Origin of the sequence: Terrisphaera buseokensis, assembly GCF_047521145.2 — a bacterium.
GTDB lineage: Bacteria > Verrucomicrobiota > Verrucomicrobiia > Opitutales > Opitutaceae > ER46.
Map to the genome: position 1 here is coordinate 6,897,180 of NZ_CM134186.1, position 16,837 is coordinate 6,914,016.

Consider the following 16,837-nt stretch of genomic DNA (forward strand, 5'->3'; position numbering starts at 1 on the left):
TTTTGGTCGACGCACACATCATCACCGTGACTACAAGCTGACGCCGGCGTCAGCGCGGTGTTGACTCAACGTCGTCAGGCCCGGGTGATTCCCCGAAATGGGAGAACACCGACGGCACCGGGCGCCGGACGTTGCGGGCGCAGCGTCGCGGCTGCACGCCCTGGCGGGCCGCCGGCGGGGCTTCGCGCTGCTGTCGTGTCTCCTCACTGCCGTGGCCGTCGCGGCACCGCGCGACGTCGACCCAACGGAGGTAATGCCGCAGCGTGGCGATCACGCGGCCCTCAGCTGGCGGGAGGGACCGCCCTATTTCACCACGGCCCGCTACTCCGCCGACCGTCGTTTCCTCCGGCTGGAGACAGGCTACTTCGCCGCAGAATTCGACACCGAGCGGATCGCGTTCACCGGTTTCGCCGCAAGCGCCGCACCGCGGGATGAAGCGACCGCCACGCGCGCCGCGATTGCCGCCGAGCCGCTGCCGGCGGCGCCGTTGACGCTCACCGTGCGGGTCGGCGACACCGTTTATCGCTGCGTGGGCCGCAAGCCGCTGGCCCTCGACACCCACGGGCTGCCGGCCATGCCGCTGGAGTTTCCCGTGCGGGTGATCGAGAGCGGACGCTTCTACCAGAAATTCGCGCTGCACGATCTGGAGTTTCAATCGGCCGATGGCCGCACCCTCGCCGCGACCGGTCGGCTGGAGATTTCGGCATGGCCCGATCGCCTCGCGCTCACGCTTGTGATCCGCCCCGAGCAGCGGCTCGACCGCGGCAGTGCGTTCCTGCGTTTGCAGAGTGCCGGTGGTCGCGATGCGAGTCTCGCGGAAACGCCCGTCGCGTGGGAGGCGGGCCGCGATCATCGCTCCACGCTCACGTTGAACGCCGACGGCTCGGCGCGTTCCCCCGCCGCGCCCGAGGGCGTCGTGGTGCGGGCCGCATCGCTGGCGGAGCGCGACCGGACCAGCGTTGAGTGGAACGCGGAGGAGGCGTGTCACGTCGTGCGCTTCGATTCCGCGCCGTGGCCAGAGGTCACCGAGGGCATTTATCCCGAGGCGAAGCTCGACGCGTGGGAGACGCGCGATCTCACGCTCGAAAATCAGACCGCGATCGCGCAACGGGTCGTGCTGGCCTTCGATCACCAACCCGCGCGGGCCATCACCGGGTTCGTCCCCATGCTGCTCGATCCGCACGGCCGGCCCACGGGCATTCCGATCCAGATCAGCAAGAACTGGCACCAGATTGCCGAGGGCACGGAGCTGCCCTACGCGGGTCCGTGGATGCACGGCCGCACGAGCGTGACGCTCCCGGCGAACGCGCGCGTGACGTTGCGGCACGGCACGACGTTTGCGCGCTGGGGCGGCGTGCCCACGGCGTCGCTCGCGCAGTTGTCACTGGTCGGCTGGGGTCACAACGGCTTCTGGGATCAGTTTGCGCTCGGCAGTTTCGGCGAGTCGCTCTGCTTTCAGCCCGGACGGACGATGCGGCGCGCGCTGCTCACGGATTTTCGCCCGCTCCTGCAACGCGGCTTCGCGCAAGGCGAACGCTGGGCGTGGGCGAGCAATCTCGGCGGCGGCGACACCATGGTCCGGATCGATCCGCGCGGACGATACGTGCCGTTCAAGCGCAACGTGACCCGTTACACGAGTCACGGGCCCAATCTCGCGCAGCTGGACTACGAGGAGCGATCGGCGGACGACGCGGTGCGCAGCCGGATCACGGTGTTCCTGCCGCGCACCGACGACTGCCTGCGCGTGTATCTGCGCGTCCGTTACGACGTGCTGCGGCGCGTGGAGTTCTCGCGGCTGGCGCTGTTTCAACTGGGCGCGGACTACTACAACGACTCCAACGCCCCGCTGCTGGCGTGGGGCCACGCCGACGGACTCTGGGCCGAGCACCGGCCGGCGCTCGACGCCGGCGCGCGCGCCCTGCCGTCGTGGCAGGCACGCGGATCCGATCCATGGGTCTCGCTGCACGGCGAGCCGCGCGCCGATGCGGAGCGGAGCGGCCAGGGCATGCGCAGCGCGATCGTGCGATCGTGGCAGGCGGTGCTCGGCGGCCGGGCCGTGCCGGCGCCCACGTTCACCGCCGTCGGCAGCCGCGGCGCGAAGTCCCATCTCGGCGTCGAGATCGCGCCGCCGCCGGACGTGACCGCGCTCCTGCCCGGCGACTCCGTCGACCTGCTCGTCGAACTGCTCGCCCTCCCGCTCAGCGCCGACCGTTACTACGGACCCGACCGTGACTTCGCCGCTGCGCTCGCGGCCGGGGCCAACACTTGGAAAATGGCCCAGCGCGAAGCGGCGCTCAACCGCCCGGAGTTGATCACGGCCGACGACTCCACGCCGCGCCCATGGCCGCTCGCCGTCGCCGCGGGATCGAACCGCGAAACGGCCTTTACCCTGCGCGGCGGCCTCGGCTGGATCCCGGTGCGCCTCACCGGCCTCGATCGTCCGGACGCGGTGGAGCTTTTTCGCGTCACGACGGCCGGGCGCGAGCGCGTGGTGCAGGGCGACCCGGCCCGCGCGTACTGGCAATCCGACTACGACGTCGAGTCCGGCCGGTGGTCCATGACCTGCAATCTCCCCGCCACGGCGCAGCCGGCAAGCTACGTCGCCGTCGCCCGGGCGCGCGCGATTCCTCCGCCCGTTCCACGCTCACCGCGCGAAGTACCGGCCGGCCGCTGAGAGGTCACCTGACCCGCTCCGCGCGGTGGCTACGAGCGCCCGCGAGTGGCCGAACGACCACTCGCTGGCGCTCGTAGCCACGGCTAAAGTCCAAAGGCAAAGAGCGATTGGTATAAATCATCGACTCCCGGGCCGTTTCAGTTTCCCGATAGCAAACGCTTTCCGCCCCATGAACTGCGCACCCCTCCGTCTCGCCGGCCTGCTTTTCATTTTCGCCGCGCGGCTCTCCGCCGCCCAGCCGTATCCGCCGCACTTTGACGGTGCCCGCGCGGAGATCTACAAGACCGTCGGCGACGTGAAGCTGTCGCTGCACGTGTTCGAGCCCGCGGACGGTGCGCGGACGAATCGGCCGGCGATCGTGTTTTTTTTCGGTGGCGGTTGGACGAACGGATCGCCGGTGCAGTTTGAGCAACACTGCCGGCACCTGGCGTCGCGCGGCATGGTCGCCATCACCGCCGACTACCGCGTGTCGTCGCGTCATCAGGTCAAACCGACGGCGTGCGTCGCCGACGCCAAGTCCGCGCTCCGCTGGGTGCGCGCGAACGCCACCCGCCTCGCCATCGATCCGCAGCGCATCGCGGCCGGCGGCGGATCGGCGGGCGGACATCTTGCCGCGGCCATCGCCACGCTGCCCGACTTCGACGAACCGGGTGAGGACCGGTCCGTCAGCGCCAAGCCCAACGCCCTGGTCCTCTTCAATCCCGCCCTCGTGCTCGCACCCCTCGAGGGAATGGACCTCAAGGAATTCGGGGATCGCGTGCCCGAGGAACGCATGGGCGCCGCGCCTCGCCGGCTCTCGCCCGCGCATCACGTCACGCGCGGCACGCCGCCCACGATTATTTTCCACGGCCGCGCCGACACGACGGTGCCCTTCGCGACCGCGGAGGCGTTCACGCGTCTGATGGTGGCGGCGGGCAACCGCTGCGACCTCGTCGGCTACGACGGCGAACAACACGGTTTTTTCAACTACGGTCGCCCCAAGAGCCGCTATCCGGACACGCTGGCCGCGATGGATCAGTTCCTCGTTTCGCTCGGCTGGATCAAAGCCCAACGCTGACGCAGGACCAAAGCTATTTGCCATGAAACTCCCCCGCCTCGGTCTCCTGCTTCTGATCTTCGCGCTGTCCGCCCGTGCGGACATTGCCCCGGAAAAACGTCATGAGATCGATCGGCTCATGCGCCTCACCGGGATGGTCAGCCTGATGGACCAGATGAAAGGCCAGATGATCGCCAACTACCGGAAAACGATGCCGTTGGTCGCGGGTGAGTTTTGGACGCGGTTTCAGGACCGGATCGACATGAAGCAGCTCCTTGAGCGCATCGTGCCGATCTACGACAAGCACTACACGATTGAAGATCTGAAGGCGGTGAACGCGTTCTACGAGACGCCCGCAGGCCGGAAGCTGCTTTCGTCGCTACCGGCAGTCATGCAGGAGAGCATGCAGGTCGGCCAACAGTGGGGCCAGGAACTCGGCCAGGCGATCGGTGCCGAATTGGCGGCCGAAGCCCAGGCAAAGGCCAAGTAGTAACCGACCTGCCCGACGGGAGAAAACCCGCCGGGCGGCGTCACCTCACTTCAAGCTCGCGAGGTACGCCACCAGATCGGCCGCCTCCTGCGCCGTCAGTCCCTGCAGCTGGCCTTCGGGCATCAACGAGGTCGTCAGCGTCTGCTCCGCGCGAATATCGGCGAGCGGGATCTTGATCGACTGACCCGTCGCGATCGTGAGGACGATTTCCTTCGCACCGCGCGCGCGCACGAAGCCGGCCTGGCTCGTGCCGTCCCGCAATTCCACCACGGTGGGCCGATAAAGCGGCGCCATGATTTTGGACGGCGTCAGGATGCTTTCGAGAATCTGCGCCGCGCTCTGCTGAGCACCGATGCGCGACAGGTCGGGACCGAACTGGCGGCCCTGGCCCTGGATGAAGTGGCACGCCCGGCAGGCCGCGAGTTTGCCGTCGGGCGCGAGCAACTGCGCCCCGCGGGCGGCGTCGCCGCTCAAGCGCAGCAACGCCGGCGCATCGATCACGGCGCCGAGCGTCCGCTCGCGCAACTCCTCCGGTTTGAAGCGCTCGAAGAGATCGCGCACGGTCGCGTCGCCCGACGCCCACGCGATCGCGAATGCCTGCGTCCGCTGCGTCGCGTCGAGCCGGCCGTCGTCAATCGCGCGGCGGAGGCGCATCGCCCCGCTCACCGAGGCCAGCCCCTCTTCGATGGCCGCGCGATCCCACGTGGTCGCGGTCCATGGCTTGGGCGCGGTGGAGACCGACGGCATGCGCGCGATCCAGTCCTCGATCACCTTCAGGCCCTCGACATCGATTTCGCGCGATCCGATCAGCGGCATGTGACCGCTGCCGAGTTTCGCCATCCGCACGGCGAGGACGGAACTCCACGGATCACCCGGCGCGATCAGTTTCGGATCCTTCAAGCCGAGACGACCCTGGGTGGGCGGGACGTCGACGACGTTCAGCTGCGGCGTCAGCAACTCCTGGTTGAGGAAGATCGCGACGGCGCCGCCGGCGTGTTCGGTGTGACACGGGGCGCAATTGGCGTGAAGCAACGCCCGGGCCGAGCGATTCTCGCCGACGGACGATTCGCCGCCGAGGCGCGTCTGCTCGAAGAAGTCGGCGTTGACGAGGCCGTGATCGATCAACGTCGCGGTCTGCCGCACACCGGCGCCGCGGAGCTGGGCGGGCGTGAAGGCGAGCGCGCCGTTGTGCCACGTGCTGTGGCAGCGCAAGCACTCGGCCCGGCTCGCGAAGCGCCAGGTGGCTTCGCGCGTACGCGGACCCGCGGCATGCGGATCGGCGGCGACGCGGACTGTCGTTTCGGCACCCTCGGCGGGCACGAGATCGGCGTCGGTGCCCGCGGCATTCCAGCGGTACGAGTAGGCGTTCCACGCTTCGCCGTCGTAGTGCAGCACCTGGGTCTCGATCGGCTTGGCGCGGTCCGCGGTGGTCACCGCCCGATCGCCGAGCGTCAACGTGCGCGCGAGCACGGCGCCGGCGGGCCAGCGGGTGGCGTAGTCGGCCTTGATGGTGTTAGCCTTCGGATCGCGACGGACCGTCACGGTGGTGGTGAGGCCCATGGTGTCGGGCAACGCGAGGTGACGTTGCGCGGCAAGACCGTCGTCCCATTTAGGGCTGTTGATGGCGAACGGATAGACGCCCGGCGCGGGTTGGAGGCGCGCGACATCGGCAAAGAGGCCCGTCGCGCCGAGTGTGCGGGGAAACGCCGCGGTGGCTGACGCGTGCGGATTGCGCACGAGGCGGTGGAGCGTGGAGGCGTCGGCGTAGTGCGCGTAGTACAACTCGCCGTCGTCATCCTGGCCGAACGTGATGATCGCGTGCGGGGTGTCGGCGATCTCCTCGTGCCGGGTGATCTGTTTGCCGTCATGCCACAGCGCCCAGATCTTGCCGGTCACCCAGTCGCCGTAGACGTAGGCGTTGGCGAGCTCCGGGAATTGTTTTCCGTGATAGACGAAACCTCCCGTGATCGACGCGGCCTCGGCGTGGGGATGCGCGACGACGGGCGGCGTGATGGGAGTGCCGGGATTGACCAGGGCCGGCTTGATGGGCTGGCTGGCCTCGTACGCGCTCCAGCCATAATTCCCGCCGCGCGTGATCAGGTGAACCATTTCCCACAGTTCCCAGCCGATGTCACCGCACCAGAGGTTGCCGGTCGCGCGGTCGAAGCTCATTTTCCAGGGATTGCGCAGGCCGTAGGCCCAGAGTTCGGGCCGGATGGCGGATGTGGCCGCCGATCCCGGGGCGGCGAACCACGGGTTGTCCGACGGCACGCGATAGGCTTTGCCCGGGTCCCGCTGGTCGACGTCGATCCGCACGATGGACGACAGCAAGTCGCTCAAATCCTGGCCGGTGTTGTAGAGGTCGGGCGGAGCCGCGGGGCCGGCGTCGCCCGTGGAGATATAGAGGTAGCCATCGGGCCCGAACTGCAGGTTGCCGCCGTTGTGTCCGCCGGACTTCCACGTGAGAATGACCTCCTCGCTGGCCGGGTCGGCGCGCAGCGGGTCGAGTGACGTGAGCGTGAAACGCGAGACCCGCGTGCCCTCCGGCAAACCCTCGGTCAGCGCATAGCAGACGAAAATCTGCCGCGTCTCGCGAAACCGCGGATGCAGCACGACGCCGAACGCGTGATCGAGCTTGGGTTGCAGCGGCAGCAGATCCAGAACGAGGTCGGCGGCGGCCGGATCGCCGCGCGTCGGAAACGAGGAGATTTTTCCCCGCCGCTCCACCATGATCAACCGGTTGCTCCCGGGCACGGTGGCGAGCTCGATGGCCTGGGAAAACGCGAGCCGCGGGAACACCGCCTCCGCCACGAACGCCTTTGGCGGCTCGGGATTGCCTTTGACGCGCGAGGTCGTCCAGGGCGTGCGCGGCTGCGGCTGGCTTGGCGCCCAGGGCGCGACCGACACGAACGCAAGCAGAGCGACAGCGATTTTCATGGGGAGGGGCGAGGGGGCGACGCCACGGAAGCGGGTGCGGGAGCGCAGGGCGAGAGGGGCAGAGAGTCAAGTTGCAGGACGGAGAGATCGATTCGCGGCCCGCCCGCGGGGACGGGACGAGAGCGCGGCGGGAAACGCCTGGCCGTAACAACCTGCGCGTGCGACAGGCGTGTCGTGGAAATTTACGTTTTGGGTCACCGCGCCGCGCCCGAGCGGCGCGAGACCATAAACGGCCATGTCCGCGAGATTCGCGTCGGATAACCTTACGTTATGCTATCTGTCGTGCGTGGAGCAGAGAATTATTTATCCTGCAATTGTCTGTGCAATAATACCGACACCTGAATCAGCCAGACTTGGCGACGTTTATGCACTATTACTTATAGCTAGCGGGCACCGGGCCCGCAGATCAGGCAGCCTCAACTCCTATGCCCGTCATGAAATCAACCACCGCATTCAAGGCCATCGGTCTTGCCCTGTTCACCGCCGCGTCGTCGGCCTTTGCCGTCAACTTCTCGTTCACCGGCAATCTGGCGAACGACAATGACGTCCAGCTCTTCACCTTCTCGGTCGGTGCGACTTCCAACGTGACCCTGCGCACGTGGAGCTACGCCGGCGGTACGAACGCAGCGGGCACCTTGATTGCGCGGGGCGGCTTTGACCCGATTCTGGCACTCTTCAACTCGGCGGGCACGCTGATTGGTCAGAATGACGACGGTGGCTCGTCGCTCGTGGCGATCGATGCCGTCACGGGTCAGGCTTGGGACACTTTTCTGAATCTGCCCTCCCTCGCCCCGGGCACCTACACGGTCAGCGTCGCACAGTACGCGAACTTCGCGCTCGGCCCCAACCTCTCCAATGGCTTCAGCGGCAGCGGCACGACCGGCTGGCGCGACAACACCGGTAATGTGCGCAACAGCTCGTGGGCCTTCGACATTCTGAACGTCGACCAAGCCGTGGTGCAGCGTGCGCCGGACGCGGGTTCGAGCTTGGCGCTCTTCACCCTCGCGCTGGTCGGTCTCGTCGGTCTTCGCCGCAAGTTCCAGACAAGCTGAGGCCGTCCTTCCCCGCTTCCGTTCCCTCTCCAAGCCGGATCGCTTTGCGATCCGGTTTTTTATTGCCCGCGCGCCGGCCGGCGGCGGATGCAAATAGATATTCCTCTTTAATTCCCCGGTCGGTTACTTAACGCTGCCGGCCCCATGACCCTTGTCGCCGTTCGTCGCGTCGTCGCACGCCTGTGTCTGCTCGGGGCCGTCGCCCTGCCCGCCGCCAGCGTTACCGTTACTGCGGTTCATGCCGCCGAAACCAGCACCGGCATCGTCACCGGTCGCGTGACGAACATCGGCACCGGCGACGTGCTCGCCAACGTCGCCGTCCTGGTCGAGGGCACGAGTCTTTCGACGACGACCGATCTCAACGGCACGTTCCGCCTCGCCGTTCCCGCCGGCGCGCAGCGGCTCGTGGTGTCCTATCCCGGCCTCGACGAGCAGCGGCTCGCCGTGACGGTCAGCGCCGGCCAGACCAGCGCCCGGGACGTCGCGCTCACGTCCGCGCTCTACAAAATGGAGCGTTACGTGGTGAAGGGCCTGCGCGAAGGCCAGGCCGCGGCCATCCAGGAGGAACGCCAGGCGGCCAACGTGCGCACGGTCGCGGCCATCGATGCGTTCGGCAATCCGGGCGCCGCGGTCGGCGAATTGCTCCAGCGGTTGCCGGGCGTCGCGGTCGACGGCAGCGGCGGCGAGGTCGGCGCGGTCTACATCCGCGGCATGACACAGGACTTTTCCTCGCTGCTCGTCGACGGCGCGCAGATCGCGGTCTCGGGCGGCACCTCAATCAGCAACGGCAACGTCTACTTCGGGCAGGTGAGCACCGGCACGCTGCAATCGCTCGAAATCATCAAGGCGCCAACGCCCGACATGGATGGCAACGCGATCGCGGGCTACATGAATCTGCGGACCAAGCGCGCCTATGATCGCACGCCTGGCCGGTTGATCACGCTGACCGCCGGCACGGCGTGGGCCGAGAGTTACCAGCACGGCAGCGTGCCGTATCACGATCGGCCGGAACTGGATCTCATCAACCTGAGCTACTCCGACGTCTACAGCGTCTTCGGCGGAAAGAACAATCTCGGCATCGTCGGCACCTTCATGCGCAACATCGGCAACGGCCTCATCACCGAGGTCGGCCCGCGCCAGTCCTCCGCCGCCCAGACCGCCTACTTCGTGGCCAATCCCGCGCCCGGCGCCGCACTCGAGCCGCTCCTGCGCGCCTACGGTGCCGGCCAGTGGGGCGCGATCGGCAAGCAGTCGCCCGGCCTGAACCTCGGCCTCAACGCCGATTACAAGCTCAGCCAGGACACGACGCTGTATGTGAAGAGCACCTACAACCGCAACAAGCGCCGCAGCGGCTCGTCGCCCTCCTACTTCCGGTGGAAACTCTTCAACACCGCCGCCGCCGCGAACTTTCTCCCGGGCAGCACCTACGACGTCGTCGAGGCCCGCAACGGCACCATCGATCTGGAGTCGGTGCTCTACATCCGCGAAAGCGAGAGCGTCACGCTCTCCGGCGGCGTCGAGCAGCGGCTCTTCGCCGGCTCCGGCAAGCTCACGCTCGACGTAAACTACTCGAAGAACCGCACGATGTACCCGCAGCTCAACCAGCTCTTCGCGCGCATGACCGGCGTCAACTGGCGGCTCGATCGTCGCGGGCGCGACGACTGGGATCCGCTCGTGACGCAGACCGGCGGCCTGAACTGGAGCGATCCGGCGAGTTACGCGGTGCGGCCCGACTCCCAGCTCATCAGCTACTCGGCACCGGCGGAGCGCTGGGGCGGCCGGCTCGATTTTGAAAAGGGTTTCGAAACCGCCGCGCCCACGAGCATCAAGGTCGGACTCAAGCAGAGTCACTACGAGCAGACCGCCAACCGCGATCTGAACTACTACACGTACAACGGTCCGGCGACCACGCCCGCGACCGGCGGCATCACGCCGTTTGTCGGTTACAACATGAAGATGTCCGAGGGGAACTACGGTCCGTTTCCCTTCCTGCAGCTGCCCGAGACGGGCCTGGGCGGTGACGTCTGGGCCAATCGCGCCAACTGGCGCCAGACTGCGTCGGACGTCTGGAACACCACGTACCAGTCGTTGCTGAACGATGCCGCCTTCGAGGAGACGATCAACGCCGCCTACCTCCAGGGCAACCTGAAGATCGGCGGGCTGCGCATCCTGGCCGGTATCCGCGTTGAGGAGACGGAGCTCAGCGGCAGCAACTACCTGCGCGTCTCGAACGCCTCGAACAACAACCTCGCGACCGTCACGCCCGAGGTGGCCGCGGCGCGCGCCCGTGACAACTTCCGCGGCTGGGTCACGCAGGGATCGAAGTACCGGAACGTGTTTCCCGGCGTCCACTTCGTCTTCGAGCCCATCGCCAATCTGCAAACGCGGCTCAGCTACAACACCACGATCACGCGGCCGAGTCCGGTCAGCCTGCTGCCCACGCTGGCGCCGAACGAGCTGACGCAGACGCTCTCGGCGGGCAACCCGGGGCTGAAGCCGTACACCTCGGACAACTTCGAGCTGTCCACGGCGAAGTACCTCTCCGGCGTCGGGCAGATCTCCGCCGGGGTCTTCCTGAAGGAAATCCGGAACTACTTCCGCTCGTTCCAATCGACCGTGCCCACCGGCGAGAACAACGGCTTCGGGGGCGACTACGCGGGCTGGACGATCAACCAGAATCGCAACGTCGGCCGCGCCCGCATCCGCGGCATCGAGCTGAATCACCAGCAGCAATACACGTCGCTCCCCGGCTTCTGGCGTGGCTTCGGTTCGTTCGCCAACTACACCTACCTCGAAACGTACGGCGACTTCGGCGCCGCGACGGGCGCGACCACCCGGCTGCCCAATCTCACGCCGCACAGCTTCAACGGCGGCCTGACCTATCGCGGTCGCGGCTTCGATCTCCGGATCATGGCCAACTACCGCGGCGAGTTCTACCGGAGCACGACCGTCGGAACCTTCGGATCGGGTGCCGGCGTGCTGCCCGGGACGGGCGACTACACGGTCTACCAGCACTCGCGCACACTCTGGGACTTCAAGGCGCAATACACCCTCAACCGCACGTATTCACTTTACTTCGACGTCTACAACCTGACGAACGACTGGACGAACAACGACTATCTCCACGCCTTCGGCCGCGAGATTCCGTCGTACGCCGCCGGTGCCGGCACGAGCTTCAAGGCGGGCGTGACCGCACGGTTTTGAGGGAGGAGCCGGGGTCGAGTGCGATGAGCGCTGGGCTGGGACCGCGACCGCCCCCGGTCGCAACGGGCCGGAGCGACCGGGGGCGGTCGCGGTCCTTTTCAAGCCATGGCCATTTGGGCTGAAGCCCTTCAACTCTCCGCCCCGGCCGCGGCCTTCTTCAATTCACGGTCGAGCGCCGCGAGCAGTTCCGCCGGGGCGTAGGGCTTGGGGAGCAGTTCGCTCACTCCGAAGCTGCCGAGCGCCGCGCGATTGCCCGCGTCCTCAAGTCCGGTGGCGGCGAGGATCGCCAGTCCCGGGGAGAGTTCGCGCAGCGCGCGGACCAGGGCGATGCCGCCCATTTCCGGCATCATCAAATCCGTGACCACCGCCCTGACCTGATCGCGCTGCAAGAGATACAGCGCGAGACCTTCCCGGCCGTTGGCCGCGGTCAGCACGCGATAGCCGTATTTTTCGAGCACGCGCTGGGTCGAGTGCCGCACCGCGGGCTCGTCGTCGACCACCAGGACGAGCTCACCGCCGCCGACCGGAGAGTCCACCACCGCAAACGGTACGCCGCTCGACGGCGTCTTGGTGCCCGCCGGCAGATGCACATGAAACGAGCTGCCGCGCCCGAGCTCGCTGTCGACCGTCACGAAGCCCTCGTGACTGGTGACAATCCCGAGCACGGTCGACAACCCGAGGCCCGTGCCGCTGCCCACGCCCTTGGTCGTGAAGAAGGGCTCGAAGATGCGCGTGAGCACCGCGGGCGCGATGCCCTCGCCGGTGTCGGCCACGGTCAGCACGACGAAGCGACCGGGCTTGACGCCTTGATACGGGCGCACGTCGGCCACCTCCAGCGCGACCTCCTCCGCGTGAATCGAAAGCCGGCCGCCCTTGGGCATCGCGTCGCGCGCGTTGACGCACAGGTTCATCAGCACCTGGTGCAGCTGGGTCGCATCGCCGACCAGCGGCGGGAGCTCGGCGGGAATCTGCTGCGCGATGCCAATTTCGCGCGGGAACGTCTCGCGCATGATGGCCACCATCTCCTTCACGAGATGCCGCACCTGCAGCGGACCGCGTTCGCCCGCAATCCCGCGGCTGAACGTGAGCAGTTGCTTGACGACGTCCGCCCCGCGTTGCGCGCTGCGCTCGACAATCGTGAGCATGTCCCGATCGCCCGACTCGGCCAGCTTCGGCTTGAGCATCGGCGCGATCATGAGCATGGGCGCGAGGATGTTGTTGAGATCGTGCGCCACGCCGCTCGCGAGCGTGCCGATGGCCTCGAGCCGCTGCGCCCGCAGGAACTGTTCCTCGAGCCGCTTGCCATCGGTCACATCCTCGGCGGTGCCGACAATGCGCACGACGACGCCGGCGTCGTTTCGAACCGGATACGCGCGATCGCGGACCCAGCGAATCGAGGCGTCGGGCCGCAGCACGCGGTAGACCTCGTCGTACGTGCCGGCCGTTTGGGTCGTCTTGGCGGCGCGCACCACGCGCTCGCGGTCGCCGGGATGAATCGCGTCCACCCAGACGCGGGCGGAGGCATAGATCTCCGCGCTGGAAACACCCCAGATTTCCTCAAACGCCGGGCTCACATACAGCACCTTGTTCTTCTCCACGTCCGAAATCCAAAACACTTCGCGGATCGTCTCCACCACCTCGCGAAAACGCTCCTCGCTGTCGCTCAACGCGCGCTCCATCCGCCGGGCGTCGGTGACATCCACGCACGCTCCCATGATGCGCACCGGCCGGCCCGTGGCGTCTTGCTCCACGCGACCGCGGTTCGTGACGTTCAGCACCTGGCCATCCGGCCGAAACACCCGATACTCCGCGAAGAAATCCCGCCCTTCCACCAACGCCGCCTCGAGCGCCCGTTCAACCGTGCCGCGATCATCAGGATGGAGACTGGCATTGAACACATCGAGGCCGCCCCGCGCAAACTCCTCGGCCGTGCGTCCGACCAGCCGCGCCGTGGCGTCGTCGCACTCGATCCGGCCCGTCGCCAGGTCCCAGCTCCACGTGCCCGCTCGCCCGCATTCGAGCGCGAGGCGCAGGCGGGCCCGCGATGACTCGAGTTCCTCCTGCGCCTGTTTCCGAAACGAGATGTCCTCGGTGAAAAGCACGATGCCGCCGACCTTGCCCCCGGCATCCAGCCACGGGCGCAGTTCCCAGCGGACCCACTGCACCGATCCATCGGGCCGCTCGAAACGATCCGCGTCCTCGCGCAGGGTCTCGCCCGCCAGCGCTCGCTGATGGAGCTCCCGCCAGCGGGCCGGCAGGTCCGGAAACACCTCATAGTGCACGCGTCCGCGCAGGTCCGCGCTGCCCAACCCGCGGTCCGCGGTCCACCGCGCGCTCACCATCAGGTAACGCATTTCCCGGTCGAACATCGCCAGTGCCACCGGCGCATGCTGGATGAAAAGCCTCAGCCGCTCCTCCTGCGCGCGGCCCTGCTCCAGCTGGGCGCGCAACATCCAGAACAGCAGCACCGCCGTCACGGCGACGAAGATCCAACCTTTCAACAGGGCAAAGGTCGCGGCCACGGCGGTCGACGGCGCAAGCGCAAACAGGGCCCAGTCCGACAGCCAGATCCAGAGCACGGCCACGAGCACGTACACTCCGACGGTCCGCACGGCCGCCAGACTCGCGGGATCCCGCGTGGGTGCAGGCAGGTACGATGGCGGTGCGGGCGATGAAGGTGGTTCGATGGATGAATGCGCCGCGGGCATAACGAAGGCGTCCATCATATCGGCCCCCTGTCCCGGACGCCTCCGCAGTCCTTGCGAAACACCACGTGCATCTTGCCAAACGCCTGCCTCGCGTCACGCCGCCGAATCGGATTCGGACGCCCGGGCTTTACGCCCGGACCGGGTTGGTTACTGTCCTCCCGCGCCATGATGTCATCTCCGAAAGATCAGGCCCACGGCCGCTTGGGCGAAGAACTCATCCGTCTCGGGGCAAAATCGGATCGGCGGATTTTCCAGCCTGGCCAGGTCATTTTTTCGGCCGGCGACGCCGGTGACGGTTTTTACGTGGTCGAATCCGGCAGTGTGCGGATTTCCGCGGGGCCGGGACCCAACGAGCCGCGGGTGCTCGCGACCATCGGACCCGGGGATTTTTTTGGCGAGATGGCCGTCATCGACGCGTCGCCGCGCTCCGCGACTGCCACCGCCGAGACCGCGACCACGACCCTGTTTCTCGATCGCGCCCAGCTGTTGCGGCTGTTCGAACTCCGGCCCTCGCTGGCCCTCACCCTGACGCGCGAATTCAGCCTCCGCATGCGCGCGCTGAATCAGAAATACGTCGATGACATGATCCACGCGGAAACGCTCTCCGCCATCGGCCGCTTCGCCGGCACCATCGTCCATGATTTCAAGAACCCGCTGACCGTGATCAGCATGGCCACGGAGCTGGCCTGCTTCGAGCAGTCCACGCCGGCGCTGCGCGAGCAGGCCAAGACCCGCGTCCTGCACCAGGTGGAGCGCATGACCGCCATGCTGCAGGAGCTCATCGATGTGACCAAACCCATCAGCCAGCGGCCGGCGCTGGCCCTGCAGCCGTTCCCGGCCGTCATGACGCCGCTGATCCAGGAACTCACCGAGGAAATGGCCGACCGCCGGGTGACCGTGATGGTGCCGGCACCGCCGCCAGCGATTACGCTGCCGCTCGATCCGCAACGCTGGTCGCGGCTGCTCTACAATCTGTGCAACAACGCCGCGGACGAGATGGACGACGGCGGCACGATTTTCCTGCGCTTCGCCGCAACGGAGACCACCCTGCGCATCGAAGTGGAGGATACGGGCGGCGGAATTGCGCCGGAAATCGCCCGCACGCTCTTTCAGCCGTTTGCGACGCACGGCAAGGCCACCGGCACGGGCCTCGGCCTCAGCATCTGCAAGCGCATCGTCGAGGATCACGCCGGCCAGATCCACGCGGAGAGCGCACCGGGCCGGGGCGCGACGTTCGTCATCACCCTGCCCCTGACTCGTTGAGCGAGGCCGGCCGCCGCGGGCCGGGAGCGATCCTCACGGCGCGCGGGCCGGAGGTGAACTCAACTTCCAGTGCTCGTTGTCCACGCGCGCCGTCTTCATCAGCTCGACAGCCCGCGCCACAATCGCCGGGTTTTTCGCCGCGACATCCGTTCTCTCGCCGATGTCGTTCGCCACGTCGAACAGCTGAACCGGCGCGGCCAGCGTCTTGAGCCGGATGGCCTTCCAACGACCGTCGATTAAGAGGGCCTGACTCACGCCCTGCTCGTAGAACTCCCAGTACAGATGCGGATGCTTCGCCTGCGGGCCGCGGCCGAGGAGCGTCGGCGCGAGACTCACGCTGTCGAGGGCGCCGGGCGCCTTGGCGCCGCCCACCTCGCTCCACGTCGCCATCAAATCGCCGAAGTATCCGACGTGGTTGGACACGGTGCCGCCCTTGATCTTCCCCGGCCACCGCGCGATGAACGGCACACGGATGCCGCCGTCGGTCATGCTCCGCTTGATGCCCTGCAACGGACCGCTCGCCGTGAAAAACACCGGATCATAATTCGGGCCGCCTTCCTTGTGCGGCCCGTTGTCGCTGGAGAAGAGGACCAGCGTGCGTTCGTCGAGGCCGAGACGCTTGAGCTGGGCGAACAGGGCGCCGACGTCGCGATCGAGCCGCGTGATCATGGCGGCGTGATTTTTCATCGATTCGGGCCACGGCTTGCCGGCGTAGATCCCCTGATCCGGCACCTCGTTACCCTCACCCAGTTCACGGCTGCGCTCGTTATTCGCATGCGGCGTGACGACGGAATAGAAAAGGAAGAACGGCTTGGCCTGATTGCGCTCCACGAAGGCCTGCGCCTCGGCCGCGAACAGATCGCCGCCGTAGACCAGCCGTTTCGTGGAATAGCCGGCGCCCGGGGTGGGCCCGACCTGAACGAGATCGTTCGGCAACGGCACCTTCTCGCCGTTGCGCCAGAGGAAACTCGGGTAGTGGTTGTGCGCGTGCGTCTGGCTCAGGTAGCCGTAAAAATAATCAAAGCCCTGCCGCCGCGGCTCGCCGGGCTGATCGTTTTCGCCGAGGCCCCACTTGCCCACGAGCCCGGTCGCGTAGCCGGCGTCCTTGAGCACGCGGGCCACGGTCACGTCGCCCTGCTGCAACGACTGCGCGTCCATGTTGCGGCCGCCGGCATTGCCCCGCACGCGGGTGTGCCCGGTGTGCAGGCCTGTCATCAACACGCTGCGCGACGGCGCGCACACCGTGCTGCCGGCGTAGAACTGCGTGAAGCGCATGCCCTCCGCCGCCATCCGATCGAGATGCGGCGTCTCGATCAGTTTCGCGCCGTAGCTGCCGAGCTCCCCGTAACCGAGATCGTCGGCGAGGATGAAAATGATGTTCGGCTTCGGGGCTTGGGCGAAGACCACCGACGCCAGGACGAGGAACCAGGAGGAAATAAGAAAACGCATCGGGCGGGGGGAGTTGAGGGTTTA

9 protein-coding genes are annotated in these 16,837 nt (G+C 67.2%); 6 read left to right on the forward strand and 3 right to left on the reverse strand.

What is annotated here, in order from left to right; translation table 11 throughout:
- Window positions 1–97: 97 nt before the first annotated feature.
- From ACLJEU_RS25905 to ACLJEU_RS25915, 3 genes are all read left to right on the forward strand, one after another.
- Window positions 98–2,674: a hypothetical protein gene (locus tag ACLJEU_RS25905; protein WP_414661102.1), complete on the forward strand. Its 2,577-nt coding sequence runs from the start codon at window positions 98–100 to the stop codon at window positions 2,672–2,674.
- Between the two features lie 169 nt (window positions 2,675–2,843).
- Window positions 2,844–3,731 (forward strand): alpha/beta hydrolase, encoded by an 888-nt coding sequence (locus tag ACLJEU_RS25910; protein ID WP_414661101.1) that lies wholly within the window; start codon window positions 2,844–2,846, stop codon window positions 3,729–3,731.
- A gap of 22 nt (window positions 3,732–3,753) precedes the next feature.
- A complete protein-coding gene (locus ACLJEU_RS25915) occupies window positions 3,754–4,200 on the forward strand; it encodes a DUF2059 domain-containing protein (protein ID WP_414661100.1) in 447 nt (148 codons plus the stop codon).
- Between the two features lie 45 nt (window positions 4,201–4,245).
- Here the strand turns inward: ACLJEU_RS25915 and ACLJEU_RS25920 are convergent, their stop codons facing one another.
- Window positions 4,246–7,137, reverse strand: a complete 2,892-nt coding sequence (locus tag ACLJEU_RS25920) for a PQQ-dependent sugar dehydrogenase (protein WP_414661099.1) — start codon at window positions 7,135–7,137, stop codon at window positions 4,246–4,248.
- Between the two features lie 434 nt (window positions 7,138–7,571).
- On the opposite strand from ACLJEU_RS25920, the gene ACLJEU_RS25925 reads away from it, so the two are divergent.
- Together ACLJEU_RS25925 and ACLJEU_RS25930 are read left to right on the forward strand one after the other, a co-directional pair.
- On the forward strand, window positions 7,572–8,189 hold the full coding sequence (locus ACLJEU_RS25925) for a DVUA0089 family protein (RefSeq protein ID WP_414661098.1): 618 nt from the start codon (window positions 7,572–7,574) through the stop codon (window positions 8,187–8,189).
- A gap of 144 nt (window positions 8,190–8,333) precedes the next feature.
- Complete coding sequence (locus ACLJEU_RS25930) at window positions 8,334–11,393, forward strand: TonB-dependent receptor (RefSeq protein WP_414661097.1); 3,060 nt, start codon at window positions 8,334–8,336, stop codon at window positions 11,391–11,393.
- Between the two features lie 128 nt (window positions 11,394–11,521).
- Here the strand turns inward: ACLJEU_RS25930 and ACLJEU_RS25935 are convergent, their stop codons facing one another.
- On the reverse strand, window positions 11,522–14,101 hold the full coding sequence (locus ACLJEU_RS25935) for a hybrid sensor histidine kinase/response regulator (protein WP_414661096.1): 2,580 nt from the start codon (window positions 14,099–14,101) through the stop codon (window positions 11,522–11,524).
- A gap of 165 nt (window positions 14,102–14,266) precedes the next feature.
- On the opposite strand from ACLJEU_RS25935, the gene ACLJEU_RS25940 reads away from it, so the two are divergent.
- Window positions 14,267–15,364, forward strand: coding sequence for a sensor histidine kinase (locus ACLJEU_RS25940; RefSeq protein WP_414661095.1), 1,098 nt, complete (start codon window positions 14,267–14,269; stop codon window positions 15,362–15,364).
- Between the two features lie 33 nt (window positions 15,365–15,397).
- Here ACLJEU_RS25940 and ACLJEU_RS25945 read toward each other — a convergent pair whose 3' ends face one another.
- Window positions 15,398–16,813 (reverse strand): arylsulfatase, encoded by a 1,416-nt coding sequence (locus ACLJEU_RS25945; RefSeq protein WP_414661094.1) that lies wholly within the window; start codon window positions 16,811–16,813, stop codon window positions 15,398–15,400.
- Window positions 16,814–16,837: the final 24 nt, after the last annotated feature.

Coding starts and splice junctions, on each gene's coding strand:
- ACLJEU_RS25905 (WP_414661102.1), top strand. CDS start 98: ATGGGAGAACACCGACGGCACCGGGCGCCGGACGTTGCGGGCGCAGCG.
- ACLJEU_RS25910 (WP_414661101.1), top strand. CDS start 2,844: ATGAACTGCGCACCCCTCCGTCTCGCCGGCCTGCTTTTCATTTTCGCC.
- ACLJEU_RS25915 (WP_414661100.1), top strand. CDS start 3,754: ATGAAACTCCCCCGCCTCGGTCTCCTGCTTCTGATCTTCGCGCTGTCC.
- ACLJEU_RS25920 (WP_414661099.1), bottom strand. CDS start 7,137: ATGAAAATCGCTGTCGCTCTGCTTGCGTTCGTGTCGGTCGCGCCCTGG.
- ACLJEU_RS25925 (WP_414661098.1), top strand. CDS start 7,572: ATGAAATCAACCACCGCATTCAAGGCCATCGGTCTTGCCCTGTTCACC.
- ACLJEU_RS25930 (WP_414661097.1), top strand. CDS start 8,334: ATGACCCTTGTCGCCGTTCGTCGCGTCGTCGCACGCCTGTGTCTGCTC.
- ACLJEU_RS25935 (WP_414661096.1), bottom strand. CDS start 14,101: ATGCCCGCGGCGCATTCATCCATCGAACCACCTTCATCGCCCGCACCG.
- ACLJEU_RS25940 (WP_414661095.1), top strand. CDS start 14,267: ATGATGTCATCTCCGAAAGATCAGGCCCACGGCCGCTTGGGCGAAGAA.
- ACLJEU_RS25945 (WP_414661094.1), bottom strand. CDS start 16,813: ATGCGTTTTCTTATTTCCTCCTGGTTCCTCGTCCTGGCGTCGGTGGTC.